12 protein-coding genes and 1 riboswitch are annotated in these 13,020 nt (G+C 48.0%); of the genes, 5 read left to right on the top strand and 7 right to left on the bottom strand.

The window, feature by feature from the left end; all coding sequences use genetic code 11:
• Positions 1–179: 179 nt before the first annotated feature.
• From U6B65_02920 to queA, 6 genes are all read right to left on the bottom strand, one after another.
• Positions 180–2,171 (bottom strand): bifunctional 4-hydroxy-3-methylbut-2-enyl diphosphate reductase/30S ribosomal protein S1, encoded by a 1,992-nt coding sequence (locus U6B65_02920; protein WRS28094.1) that lies wholly within the window; start codon positions 2,169–2,171, stop codon positions 180–182.
• A 77-nt stretch (positions 2,172–2,248) separates the two neighbouring features.
• Positions 2,249–2,776: a lysophospholipid acyltransferase family protein gene (locus U6B65_02915; protein ID WRS28093.1), complete on the bottom strand. Its 528-nt coding sequence runs from the start codon at positions 2,774–2,776 to the stop codon at positions 2,249–2,251.
• Positions 2,777–2,832: 56 nt separating this feature from the next.
• Complete coding sequence (gene cmk, locus U6B65_02910) at positions 2,833–3,501, bottom strand: (d)CMP kinase (GenBank protein ID WRS28092.1); 669 nt, start codon at positions 3,499–3,501, stop codon at positions 2,833–2,835.
• Between the two features lie 39 nt (positions 3,502–3,540).
• Positions 3,541–4,785, bottom strand: coding sequence for an NAD(P)/FAD-dependent oxidoreductase (locus U6B65_02905; protein WRS28091.1), 1,245 nt, complete (start codon positions 4,783–4,785; stop codon positions 3,541–3,543).
• Positions 4,775–5,653, bottom strand: a complete 879-nt coding sequence (locus U6B65_02900; GenBank protein WRS28090.1) for a MurR/RpiR family transcriptional regulator — start codon at positions 5,651–5,653, stop codon at positions 4,775–4,777. The genes U6B65_02905 and U6B65_02900 overlap by 11 nt, the downstream gene beginning before the upstream one ends.
• A 440-nt stretch (positions 5,654–6,093) precedes the next feature.
• Positions 6,094–7,119 (bottom strand): tRNA preQ1(34) S-adenosylmethionine ribosyltransferase-isomerase QueA, encoded by a 1,026-nt coding sequence (gene queA, locus U6B65_02895; GenBank protein WRS28089.1) that lies wholly within the window; start codon positions 7,117–7,119, stop codon positions 6,094–6,096.
• A 97-nt stretch (positions 7,120–7,216) separates the two neighbouring features.
• Positions 7,217–7,399: riboswitch (Lysine riboswitch) on the top strand.
• A gap of 126 nt (positions 7,400–7,525) precedes the next feature.
• Here queA and asd point away from each other — a divergent pair.
• The 5 genes from asd to U6B65_02870 all read left to right on the top strand — a co-directional run bounded on the left by asd (position 7,526) and on the right by U6B65_02870 (position 11,854).
• Positions 7,526–8,605, top strand: a complete 1,080-nt coding sequence (asd, locus tag U6B65_02890; GenBank protein ID WRS28088.1) for an aspartate-semialdehyde dehydrogenase — start codon at positions 7,526–7,528, stop codon at positions 8,603–8,605.
• 59 nt (positions 8,606–8,664) lie between these two features.
• Entirely contained in the window at positions 8,665–9,552 is an 888-nt protein-coding gene (dapA, locus tag U6B65_02885; protein ID WRS28087.1) for a 4-hydroxy-tetrahydrodipicolinate synthase, read from the top strand.
• A 68-nt stretch (positions 9,553–9,620) separates the two neighbouring features.
• Positions 9,621–10,370, top strand: coding sequence for a 4-hydroxy-tetrahydrodipicolinate reductase (dapB, locus tag U6B65_02880; GenBank protein ID WRS28086.1), 750 nt, complete (start codon positions 9,621–9,623; stop codon positions 10,368–10,370).
• 120 nt (positions 10,371–10,490) lie between these two features.
• Positions 10,491–10,961 carry an ACT domain-containing protein gene (locus U6B65_02875; protein WRS28085.1) on the top strand — a complete coding sequence of 157 codons (471 nt, stop codon included), beginning with the start codon at positions 10,491–10,493 and terminating at the stop codon, positions 10,959–10,961.
• 116 nt (positions 10,962–11,077) lie between these two features.
• Positions 11,078–11,854: a GNAT family N-acetyltransferase gene (locus U6B65_02870; GenBank protein ID WRS28084.1), complete on the top strand. Its 777-nt coding sequence runs from the start codon at positions 11,078–11,080 to the stop codon at positions 11,852–11,854.
• A 55-nt stretch (positions 11,855–11,909) separates the two neighbouring features.
• Here U6B65_02870 and U6B65_02865 read toward each other — a convergent pair whose 3' ends face one another.
• Positions 11,910–13,007, bottom strand: a complete 1,098-nt coding sequence (locus U6B65_02865; GenBank protein ID WRS28083.1) for a GGDEF domain-containing protein — start codon at positions 13,005–13,007, stop codon at positions 11,910–11,912.
• Positions 13,008–13,020 lie beyond the last annotated feature (13 nt).

Genomic DNA, 13,020 nt, shown 5'->3' with positions numbered 1-13,020 from the left:
ATTAAGGATCGCCGCACATAAACGAATTGTTGCTATAAAAAACCACGGAACAGAGTCTCCGTGGTTTTTTGCGTATTGACACATCATAATACAAACACTTTAGACAGACAAATTCAGTATAAAAAAGCCGCTTTCCCTGTTGAAAGGCAAAGCGGCAATGACAAAGTCAAATAAAGATATTATTCGGCAGCTTCGGGAGGAGCAGCCTCATAAACAGCAGGAGCTTCATTATCCGCTGTGGCCTCAGGCTCGGTAGCAAGCAAAGCACGAATGGAAAGGCTGATGCGTTTTTTATCAAAATCAATATCGGTAATTTTAACATCAACTTCCTGCCCTACAGAAAGTACATCCGAAGGCTTGTTGATACGCTCGTTGGCAATCTGGCTGATATGAATCAGGCCATCCACACCGGGAATCAACTGGGCAAAGGCACCAAAGGAAGTGAGAGAAACCACCTTGACCTTAATGCTGTCACCGACCTGATGGTCGCGTTTGAGAACTTCCCAAGGGTTGTCCTCTGTTTTCTTATAACCCAGAGAAACCTTTTTGTTCTCACGGTCAATATCACGAACATAAACCTCCAACAGATCGCCCACACTGACAACCTCGGAAGGATGCTTGATACGAGACCAAGAAAGATCGGAAATATGAGCCATACCATCCACACCGCCAAGATCGACAAAAGCGCCGTAGCTGGTGAGGGATTTAACAGTTCCTTTGTAGTGCTTGCCAACTTCCACTTCTTCCCAGAACTTATCTTCCAAAACCTTGCGCTGCTCTTTAAGTACGGCACGAATGGAGCCAACAGCACGGCGGCGCTGGCGATTGACTTCCAAAATAGTAAACTGAACAGGCTGCTTCAAGAGAGTCTCAAGCTGCTGATTCCGGGAAGCAGTTGCCTGCGATGCAGGAATGAATACGCGGACACCGTTGGTAACAGCAAAAACGCCGCCCTTTACAACATCCACAACTACACCATCCAAAACAGCACCAGATTCCTCAGCCTCAACAATCTTCTCAAAGCCGGCAATGGCATCCAAGCGTTTTTTAGAAAGCATTGCGGTTCCTTCTACATCATTGACCCGCATAACCATCAATTCAATTTCATCGCCCACCTTGACAAGATCTTCCAGCTTAGCGTTGGGGTCCTCGGTGAACTCATTAAACGGCACATAGCCTGCATGCTTGGTTCCAATATCAACCGCAATTTCATTGGGTGACACATTGGTGACAACAGCAGTCACTTTCTCCTTCGAATATATAGTTTTAAAGGATTGTTCCAGCATCTCCTCAAAGCTCAGCTCATCTGTCTGGTTGGTGTTGATAACGTCGCTCATTACCTTTTGTACCTCCTTAATTATAAAAGCCGGTGTGGAAGCCCCAGCAGTTATGCCGACAATACGAATCCTGGCAAAATCTTCTAAGGACAGCTGATCTGCATTCTGAACAAAAACAGTCTTGCAGACCGCACGGCAAATATCTGCCAGTTTGGTGGAGTTGGAGCTGTTTTGCCCCCCTACCACAATCATAATGTCAGATGCTTTGGCGAGTTCTTCCGCTTCCTTTTGCCTTAACATCGTAGCAATACATATTGTATCAAATATTCTTAAATTTGTACACCCATTTTTTGCGAATTCTACACATTTAGTCCATTCTTTTACAGAAAAGGTGGTCTGGGCGGCTAAAATGACTGTTTTAGCACCACGATCTGGAAAAGAATGGAGCTTTTCCCGCAGCTCCTGCTCCGATTGAAACACAAGGCAATCGCCCTTGCAGTATCCCACAATCCCACGGATTTCGGGGTGTGCCGGGTCCCCTGCCAAAAGCACCAGAGAATCCTGCCCGGAATGCTCCTCTACCAACCTGTGAATTTTCTTTACAAAGGGGCAGGTAGCATCAATATAGGGAATGTTTTTTTCTTCAAGCTGCCGGTAAACCGAAGGAGCCACACCATGAGAACGAATGACCACTGTATAGCCAGCCGGGGTTTGAGCAACATCATCAATAACCAACACACCCTGCTGCGCCAATCGATCAACCATGATGGGGTTGTGTATAATAGGCCCGAGTGTTGCAATTTTCACCCCACCCTGCAGCTGCTGCTCCACCATCTCAACTGCTTGTTTGACTCCAAAGCAAAAGCCTGCACTTTTCGCAACATGAACCGCCACTTCTTCTCCCCTTTTTCTCTAAATTAATTCTATTTCAACAAGCCGCTGTTTAGCGATCAAACAGCGGCTTTATTACTTTAGTCTAACAGAGAGGCAATCCGCTCCATAATCATTTGGCTGGCCTTTTTGACAGAGGAAGGTACCTGCGGATCAAGAGCCAGTTCACTGTTCTTAATCAGCGGCCCATACCGCACAACAACCTTAGAACGAAAGCCCAGTTTAGAGCCAAAAGAAACCGCACAGGGCAGAATATCCGCCCCAGTCTGAGAAGCAATGACCGCCGCACCGGAACGAGGCCGCCCCAGTTTGCCATCCTTGGAGCGGGAACCCTCGGGGAACATAACTAAAATTCTCCCTTCACGGGTAATTCTGGTTGCCCATTCCAAGGCACCGGTATCCCCTTTTCCACGTTCAATGGGGAACGCATTCACCATGCGCAGTATCCACCCGAAAAAAGGATTGCGAAAAAGCTCTGCCTTGGCCATAAAATGCATCTGCGCTTTCAGCTTCTGGACAATGAACAAAGGATCGTAATTGCTCCTATGGTTGCTGACCAGTATATATCCCTGATCACTGGGGACATTTTCCAGCCCCTCATATTTCATATTAAAAACCAGCCTTACCCAGATATAGGTAAGATTTTTTGCAAATGTATAAAAGGTCATTCAATACCACAATCCTTAATTGTTTTTAGCACCAGCTCCACAGACTGTTCCAATTCATTGCCTGTGGTATCCAGCAAAATGGCATCCGGTGCCTGACACAGAGGGGCTACCTCCCGGTTTGCATCCTGATAATCCCGCTGAATCATTTCAGCCAGCACCTGCTCGTATTCCGCCTTCATGCCTTTGCTCAGCAGTTCATCCAGCCGTCGGGAGGCCCGATCCTCAGGAGAAGCGGTCAGAAAAATTTTAACGTTGGCACAAGGCAGAACCACTGTACCGATATCCCGGCCATCCATGACCACATTGTTCTCCCGAGCCATGTTCTGCTGGAGATCAAACAAAAATTCCCGCACAGCGGCAATAGCCGATACCTGAGAGGCGGCCATAGACATTTCCGGCAAGCGGATTTCTTCTGAAACATCCTCGCCATTGAGCAGAACCCTCTGAACCCCCTCTCGGTAAACAAGAGAGAGCTGCGTGACGCTCAAAAGCTGTGCCAGGGCTTGCTCATCCAGGCAGTCAATCTTTGCCCGGTGAACCGCAAGGCCAATGGCACGGTAAAGAGCACCTGTATCCACATAAATATAGCCCAGCTTCGTGGCCGCAATACGGGCAATTGTGCTTTTCCCAGCCCCGGAAGGGCCATCTATGGCAATGGAAATCATGTTTGTTCACTCCGTTTGATTATTCTGCTACATAAGTCGTTACGCACCTGCAATGGCTCTTGCCGCAGATACCCCTGTAGAAAAGGCAATTTGCAGGTTGTAGCCCCCTGTATAGGCATCCAAATCCAGTAGTTCCCCCACAAAATAGAGCCCCTGCACCAGCTTGGATTCCATGGTTTTCGGGTTAACCTCCTTGAGAGAGACCCCTCCGGAGGTAACCACAGCCTCCTCAATCGGCCGCAGACCCTTGGGCGTTATGGGGAGAGCCTTGAGCAATTGAATCAAAGTTTTCCTCTGCTCCCGGGTAATCTGATGGGTTTTTTGATCCCCCGGAATACCGGAAAGCTCCACAATAATTGGAATCAGCTTGCGGGGCAGCAATTCATCAAGACTGTGTCGGAAATCCTTGTTGGCAAAAGCCTCAAAATCCCGCAGCAGACGGGTATCCAGCTGGGCTTCATCTAAGCCCGGCTTCAAATCGAGGGTAATGCGGTATCGGTTTAAATCGGTTCCCATATGGGCCGAAGCGCTCAAAACCAGCGGGCCGGATATCCCATAGTGCGTAAAAAGCATTTCTCCCAGTTCCTGAAAAACCGGAGACTTCTTCCGGCTATCCCACAGTGAAAGGGTTACATTCCGCAAAGAGAGACCCATCAGGTCACTGCACCAAATTTCCCGGGAAATGATAGGGATTAAAGAGGGCTTGAGGGCTGTTACAGTATGTCCCACACTGCGAGCCAAACGATATCCATCCCCAGTAGAGCCGGTCAATGGATAGCTCCTTCCGCCGGTAGCCACAACCACTGCATCGGCCAGCAATTCAGAGCCATCCGAGAGTGTAACGCCTTTTACCTTTACACCATCTAAAAGCAGTTGATCAACGTTGTTACCGGTCAGCACAGGAGTGCCCTTATCCTTCACGAACTGTGAAAGAGCTTCCACAACATCCATGGAACGATCGGATTTTGGGAATACTCGATTTCCCCTTTCGGTTTTTAAAGGAACACCCAAACCCTCAAAAAAAGCCATGGTATCCCGGCATGAAAAACCATCAATGGCACTGTAGAGAAATTTGGAACCGGTTCGCACAGCCTGTAAAAATTCTTCGTTATCGCAGTTGTTGGTTACATTGCAGCGGCCCTTGCCGGTAATCAGTAGCTTGCGTCCGGGGCGCTCCATCTTCTCCAGCAATAAAACCGACTTCCCACCCTTGGCAGCCATTCCGGCGCACAGCATACCGGCCGCTCCTGCCCCAATGACAATGACATCCGCCCTATTCGCCATCCAGCTGACCCTCTCCAGTTTCGTAAACGCTGTATTCCTCCCAGATGGTTTCCAGCTTCTGATAGGTTGCGGAAATTTCATCCTTCTTTTTCAGGCCGATCGCCACAATTAAAGCATTGATCAAGCTCAAAGGCGCCACGAGAGAATCCACAAAACTGGCCATATCGCTTTTGGCAATCAATACATGATCCGCCACGGCACAGATAGGCGCCGAGTAAGAATCGGTGATGGCAATCACCTTGGCTCCGCAATCCCGGGCATAGGCTGCCGCCTTAACCGTTCTCTTGGAATACCGGGAAAAAGTAATACCCAAAAATACATCCTCAGGCCCAATGCGCATCATCTGTTCAAAAATGCCGCTGGTGCTGGCTGTATCAATGGTGTGAACGTTATCAAAAATATGCGTGAAATAGTAGTTAAGGAAGCCGGAAAGCACCGCGGCACTGCGGATACCGATGATAAAAATCTTCCGTGCGGCGATGATGCTGGCAACTGCTGCATCAAAAGCGGATTTATCGATTTCTTCCATGGTGTTTTTGATTTTATCAATATCGGTCTGGAGAACCCGGGTGAGAACATCGTCGCTTCCAATGCGTTCATTGGTAACCTCCATGCGCTGCACCGAGGTCAAACGGTTGCGGGTCATCTCCTGCAAATTTTTCTGAAGCTGAGGATACCCCTCAAAGCCAATTTCCGTGGCAAAGCGCACTACGGTGGATTCGCTGACTCCAACTGTCTCGCCTAGCTTTAAGGCTGTCATAAAGGCGGCCTTTTGATAGTTTTCTTTAATATAATTTCCGATTCGCTTTTGTCCTTTGGAGAAACTGGGCATTGTAGATTCTATCAAAGCCAGAACATCCTTCCCCATGAAGGCACCTCCTAAAATTGCGATAAAATATCTTAAGTATAGTTAATTATTCCCCATATAATCGATCAGTTTATAAATTAAATAAAACCTTTTTGGATCGCAGCACTTCTCCTGGCACACCGCCGAATATGGTTGACTATGCATAAAGAAGCATATCCTTTTCCGGGATAGTGAACAAAGCCCCCCTGCTGCTGGGCCAGTTATTAAGCATCTCACCTGATTTTAAACAAAATCGGCCCAAATTGCAAGTACCTCTGGGGATTTTTAAAAGAGTTTTGCAAGTCGTTTTTAAGTCGCTTGCAAAATAAAGAACATTGTTGAAGGCTTTTTGAATTCCTCCTGCATTTTCTTGTGGAACAATTTTATACCAAAAAAGCAACAAAAATAAGCGGCACAAGAAGTCAAATCCTCTAATGCCGCAATTCAATTATAGAAACAGGCTACAAAATAGCCATGGCATCCCCCAAGCTATAAAATCGATAGTTTTCCTCCACTGCCAGCCTGTAAGCCGCCATAGTATTATCGTAACCGGCAAAGGCACTAACCAACATAATCAGCGTGCTTTCCGGCAGATGAAAATTGGTAATCAGACCATCCAAAACACCGAAGGTACACCCGGGATACAGAAAGATGTCCGTATACCCTTCACTTGCCGTGATGCGGCCTTCCTTGGCAAAAACCGACTCCAATGTACGGCAGGAGGTTGTCCCCACAGCGATCACCCTCCCTCCCCTTGCTTTGGCGGCGTTGATCTGCTCCGCGGCCTGCGCCGAAAGGCTGTAATGCTCGCTGTGCATTTTGTGGTTGGTAATTTCCGTTTCCTTAACAGGGCGGAAGGTTCCAAGACCCACATGCAGGGTAGTAAAGGCAATATCCACCTGCATGTTCTTCAGTTCCTCTAAGAGCCGGGGGGTAAAATGAAGTCCGGCAGTGGGTGCGGCAGCCGAACCGGGTTCACGGGCATACACAGTCTGGTAACGCTCCTTGTCGGTCAGGCGCTGGGTGATGTATTCCGGCAGCGGCATCTGGCCAATCTGATCCAGCACCTGAAAGAAATCCCCCTGCCACTCAAAACGAGCCAAACGGTTTCCGCCCTCCAGCACCTCCAGAATCTCTCCTACAAGAAGCCCCTCGCCAAAAATAAAGCGGGCTCCCGGCTTGGCCCGCTTGCCGGGCTTGACCAGTATCTCCCAGCAATCGGCCGACTTTTGCTCCAACAGGAGGAACTGCATACTGCCCCCGCTGCCCTCCTTGGTGCCAAACAGCCGGGCAGGAAGCACTCTCGAATCGTTGAGCACCAACAAATCCCCCGGCGCCAACAGCTCCGATAAATCCCGGAAAAATTTATGACTGCACTGGCCGGAACTGCGTTCCATTACCATCAGCCGGGAGGAATCCCTCGGCTCCAGCGGCTGTTGGGCAATCTGCTCCTGGGGCAGATTATACCAAAAATCAGATGTTTTCATATAGAAAAAGCTCCCTTATCAGGTGAAATTCGTAGCATAATACAATTGACAGACCAAATACGCAATGATAATATATAATAAAATGAATAGGTTGCATATACTGGATAGAGGTGCGACTCTCAATAGTAACCGGAAAGACAGCTTACCGCAAGCAATTGTCTCTGGTGAAAGGGTGAGCCGCCGAAGGAACTAACCCCAGAGCGGTGGGTGGTTGCCTGGTTGCAAAGCCGAATAGGCCTGTGACTGTCATCATTGCTATTGATGAAGAGCTATCGGTGCAAGAAGTGCTTCTTTTGTGCTGAGCACTTGCCGCACCCATACCTTTTTATTATATTGCAATGACGACCGGTTTTCAACCGGTTTTTTTCATATTTTAAATGGCTTTAATACGAAAGGAGTTCTTCCAATGAAACAGTACAAAGTTGCGGTAGTAGGAGCCACCGGAATGGTTGGCCAGCGCTTTATTTCCCTGCTGGAGAATCACCCGTGGTATACCGTTACCGCTCTGGCAGCCTCCCCCCGCTCCGCCGGAAAGCAGTATAAAGATGCTGTAGGCGCACGCTGGGCAATGGATACCCCCATGCCGGAGAGTGCTGCGAAAATGATTGTGCTGGACGCTTTGGCAGATGTAGAAAAAATTGCAGGAATGGTTGATTTCATTTTTTGCGCAGTGGATATGGATAAACAGGAAACCAAAAAACTGGAAGAAGCCTATGCCAAGGCAGAATGCCCTGTTATCTCCAACAATTCCGCACACCGCGGCACACCGGATGTTCCCATGATCATTCCTGAAATTAACCCCGATCATGGTGAGATTATTCATGCGCAGCGCAGCCGCCTTGGAACCAAACGAGGCTTTATTGCTGTCAAATCCAACTGCTCTCTTCAAAGCTACGTGCCTGCCCTGCATCCTCTGATGGATTTTGGTGTGGAGAAAGTGCTTGCCTGTACCTACCAAGCAATTTCGGGAGCAGGCAAAACCTTTGAGACCTGGCCGGAAATGGTGGATAATGTGATCCCCTTTATTGGCGGCGAAGAAGAAAAAAGCGAGCGGGAGCCTCTGAAAATCTGGGGCAAAATCGAAGGCGATGAAATCGTAAACGCCGAAGGCCCTTCGATCACCACCCAATGCCTACGTGTACCTGTAAGCAACGGACACACCGCTGCCGTTTTTGTATCCTTTGAAAACAAACCTTCTCTGGAAGAGATCAAAAAACGCTGGGCCCAGTTTGCCGGTGAGCCTCAGAAGCTCGCTCTCCCCTCTGCTCCCAAGCAGTTCCTCCACTATTTTGAGGAGGATAACCGCCCTCAGGCTAAGCTGGACAGAGACCTTGAAAACAGTATGGCTGTTTCCATTGGCCGCCTGCGGCCCGACAGCCAGTATGACGTTAAATTTATCTGCCTTTCCCACAACACAGTCCGCGGTGCTGCCGGCGGTGCGGTGCTCATGGCTGAGCTGCTGACCGCGCAGGGCTATATGGACTAATTCCTTCCCCAACAATATACGTCAACACACAACCCTTTTAATGAAGGAGGCCTTTCCTCATGAAAAAGACTGTTTTTACCGGTTCCGGTGTAGCCATAGTAACCCCAATGAACGATGATTTTTCCATCAATTACGATAAGCTGGGCGAGCTGATTGATTTCCAGATTGACAACGGCACCGATTGCATTGTAATCTGCGGAACCACCGGCGAAAGCACCACCATGACCGATGATGAACATATCGAATGCATCCGCTATGCGGTGGAGAAAACCGCTGGCCGTGTCCCGGTTATGGCCGGCGCAGGCAGCAACGATACACGTTACTCCATCTGGATGTCTAAGGAAGCGGCTCAGGCTGGTGCCGATGCTCTGCTTCACGTTACACCTTATTATAACAAGACTACACAGGCTGGCCTTGTGCGCCATTTTAATATGATTGCCGACGCCACCGATCTGCCGGTTTTCCTTTACAATGTTCCAGGGCGTACCGGGCTTTCCATCTCCCCTGCTACTTATAAAGAGCTTTCCAAGCACCCGAATATTGTAGCCACCAAAGAGGCAAGCGGCAACATTTCCGCTGTTGCCGAAACAAAGCATCTCTGCGGCGATGATCTGGATGTTTATTCCGGCAACGATGATCAAATTATTCCCCTCATGTCCTTGGGCGGAAAAGGTGTTATCTCGGTTCTGGCCAACATCATGCCTCAGCAAACTCACGATATGTGCGCCGCCTATGCTGGCGGAGATCTGAAAAGGGCCACTGCTATGCAGGTGGAGCTTTTCGGCTTGATCAACTCCCTGTTCCTTGAGGTTAATCCTATTCCTGTCAAGGAAGCCCTCAACCTGATGGGCTTTAACGCAGGCCCCTGCCGCATGCCTTTAATTGAGCTGGGAGCTGGGGCTAAAAAGGTTTTGATTGAAGAGATGACCAAGCAAAAGCTGCTTTAGTCGGTGTTTCATGCAGCGATTAGGAACCCTTGGTTTTTGATTTTGTTAGTAGAAGGGGATGTTAAATTATGATCCGAATGATACTGTCCGGCTGCAACGGCAAAATGGGGCAGGTTATCTCTCAAAACGTTCGCCAGCGGGAAAATTGCACCATTGTGGCAGGCATTGATCTGACCACGGATATGACCGGCGGCTTTCCGGTTTTTGCCAGAGCCGATGAATGCACAGTAGAAGCCGATGTACTGGTGGATTTCAGCCATCCGGCCGCAGTGGATTCCCTGCTGAAAATGGCAGTAGCCCGCAAGCTTCCCGTTGTGATCGCCACCACCGGCCTTTCACAGCAGCAGCTGGCCCATATTGATCAAGCAAGTCAGATTATTCCGGTATTTCATTCCTCCAATATGTCATTGGGTGTCAATCTGCTGGCCGCTTTGGCTAAACAGGCTGCTAAATTTCTCCAATACGATTTTGATATCGAAATTTTGGAGAAACACCACAGCTTAAAGGTGGATGCTCCCAGCGGAACGGCTGTCATGTTAGCTAAGGAAGTGGCATCGGTGCTGGATGAGCCCTATGAGTTTGTCTATGACCGCCACAACCGGTTGGAAAAACGGCCTAAAAAAGAGATTGGACTTCACTCCATTCGGGGTGGAACCATTGTAGGTGAGCATGATATTATCTTTGCAGGGCATGATGAGGTTATCACCATCAGCCACAGCGCAACCTCTAAGGAGGTTTTCGCCACAGGTTCCATCAACGCCGCTCTGTTTCTTGCTGGTAAACCGGCAGGCCTCTATGGTATGTCCGACATGATATAATAACCGCAGAGCGTTTACTATACGTTCCATTCTTAATGCCCGGCCTATGGCATGGACAATTCTATCACAGTATTTTTCTGCCCCGATTTCGTTTTGTAACATAACGGAGGTAAATCGAATATGAATGGAAATTTCAAGTTGTATACCACAGAGGATGTTACTCTCGTAACCTTTAATGACATTCCGGCCAGCCTTTCTCTGATTGCGGATATTTTTGGAAAGTTTGCCGATCATCAAATTAACATTGATATGATTTCCCAAACCTCTCCTGTGCGGGGCAGTGTCAGTATTTCCTTTACTTGCTCGGATGCCGACATGATTAAGGTATTGGAAATTGCCCGCAGTATGGGCGAAAAAAATCCTTCTCTCAAGCCCATGGTGAGCAGCAGCAACTGTAAGCTCCAAATTTATGGCGAAGAAATGCGAGATTTTTCGGGTGTGTTTTCCAAGGCTGTTTCTACTCTGGCTGAAGCTAGTGTTGAAATCCAGCAGATTACCACCTCGGAAATTGACATCAGCCTGCTAGTTGCCGCTTGTGATTTTGCAGAGGCTTCTGGAGCGCTGGAAAAGGCTTTCGGAATCTCTGAGTAAAGAAAAAGGTATTTCTGCTTTCTTCCCGATCATTTTAAACCGGGCAGCGAACACTATCTGTTTGCCGCCCGGTTTTTATCGTAAGAGTAACACGAATTTGCGAAGGAGAAAACCAAATGTACCATCTAAAAACAGAAGAAATGCATAAAATTGCCCCTCTTTTTGAGGGGTGGAATGAAACCATGATTTGGTCTTGCCTGCAAGGATATATGGGCAATGCTTGGGTCGATTCTTTGGTATCTCCCCAATCTGCGCAAATCATAACCGGAGACTTTTGCTTTTTTTCGGGAAAGCCTAACATGGAGCTGGTTAAAAATATCCCCACATCCTTTCCGTCTCCTTGCTTGCTGATGGCGGCCACAACAGAACAGTGGTTCCCCCTTATTGAGCAGCAGTATGCCCAGCGGGCAGAAAAAAGTATACGCTATGCCTTTAAAAAAGATACCCAAGGTTTTGATACTGTGCAGCTCCAAAGGTATGCCAACAATCTCCCCTCCCATTACTCGCTGCTGCCCATTGACGAAAAGCAATATCATGTTACTTCTCTGGAACCATGGTCAAGGGATTTATGTTCACAGTTCCCCACCTACGAGGACTACGAAAAACGAGGCCTCGGCTTTGTAATCATGGAGGGTGAGAAGATTATCTGCGGCGCATCCTCCTACACCGTATACCGGGATGGCATTGAAATCGAAATTGATACGCATCCGGAATATCGGCGAAGGGGTCTTGCAACAGTCTGCGCCGCCAACCTGATTCTGAAATGCCTTGAGCAGAGGCTTTATCCCAGCTGGGATGCTGCCAATAAGGAATCTGCCTCTTTAGCCCAAAAGCTTGGGTACATATCAGACGGAGAATACACTGTATACGCAGTCAAAACAGCGCATATTTGAGATGAAAAGGGTGCCGGCAACTCTGCAAATCAGAGAGCCGGCACCCTTCTTTTCTTTAATTAATCCGCATTCCAGTTTCATGAAAACGCACTATACAGTTTCGCCCGTGGTTTTTCCCGTAATACAGTGCCTGATCACAAAAATCAATGGCCTGGCTCACTCCAATGTGACCACTGCACTCATAGTAGCCAATGGTTATAGTTACACGTAAAATCCTGCCATCCACAACAAAGGGCATCTGCTCCACAATTCTGCGAAAATTACTGAGCACCCGCTGAGCGGCATCCCCTCCGGTATTGGTTAAAATTAATAGGAATTCTTCCCCGCCCCACCGAACCACAATATCGCTCTTGCGAAAACGCAGGGAAATCTGTTCCGCTAAAATCTTGAGCACCTCATCACCACAGCTGTGACCATAGGTATCATTAATTTTTTTGAAATAGTCAATATCCATCATGGCAAAACAGGTGGTTGACCTGTTTTGGGCGTTAATCAATCCCTGAAGCTTGCTTTCAGCATAGCGGCGGTTCCCCAACTTCGTGAGTGGATCGATAGCAGCATCGCTGGCCAGCTTCTGAATGCGTTCACGATAAGAGGTTTCACTGAGATGATGGGCAAAATGGGTCGATCGTATGACCACAATAGCACATACTGTGCAGAAAAATAGGTTCAGCAATATAATATATTGCAAATTGATGTGATACAAAGGCGGGGTAAAAAGATAAACCCAATAGCAATAAAAAAGTGCAGCGCATAAAAGTGCAATGTAAACCCACGCCCGGCGTCTTGAAATAGGAAAGGAAAGATAACAAGGAATAATCATGAAAGGCAAAAACCACTGGGTGTTGGCTTCCCACCCCACAATATATACACTGGCCACACTGTAGGCGCAAAGCTCCAGCACAATCAACAGGCTGGATAATACACCTTTCACCCTCACATTGATCAAAACAACGACAGCATAGATCAGCATGCTGAAAGCATTCACAATCCCAAGCTGCCAAATACTGGATATAAAAAAGAAAGGAATGAATGCCAGATGTACAATCAAAAATGCCACAGCAAAGATTGATACTGTGGCGCACTCGGCCATTTCCTTTTTGCTGGCAAAGCAGGAACGATCTCCCAATACAATCCGGATAAGCTTTTTCATCTTTTCCTCGTAT

Source organism: Oscillospiraceae bacterium MB08-C2-2 (assembly GCA_035621215.1).
GTDB lineage: Bacteria > Bacillota > Clostridia > Oscillospirales > Ruminococcaceae > WRAV01.
Note: the sequence above shows the minus strand (reverse complement) of the source record. Positions and strands in the feature narration are given on the sequence as shown.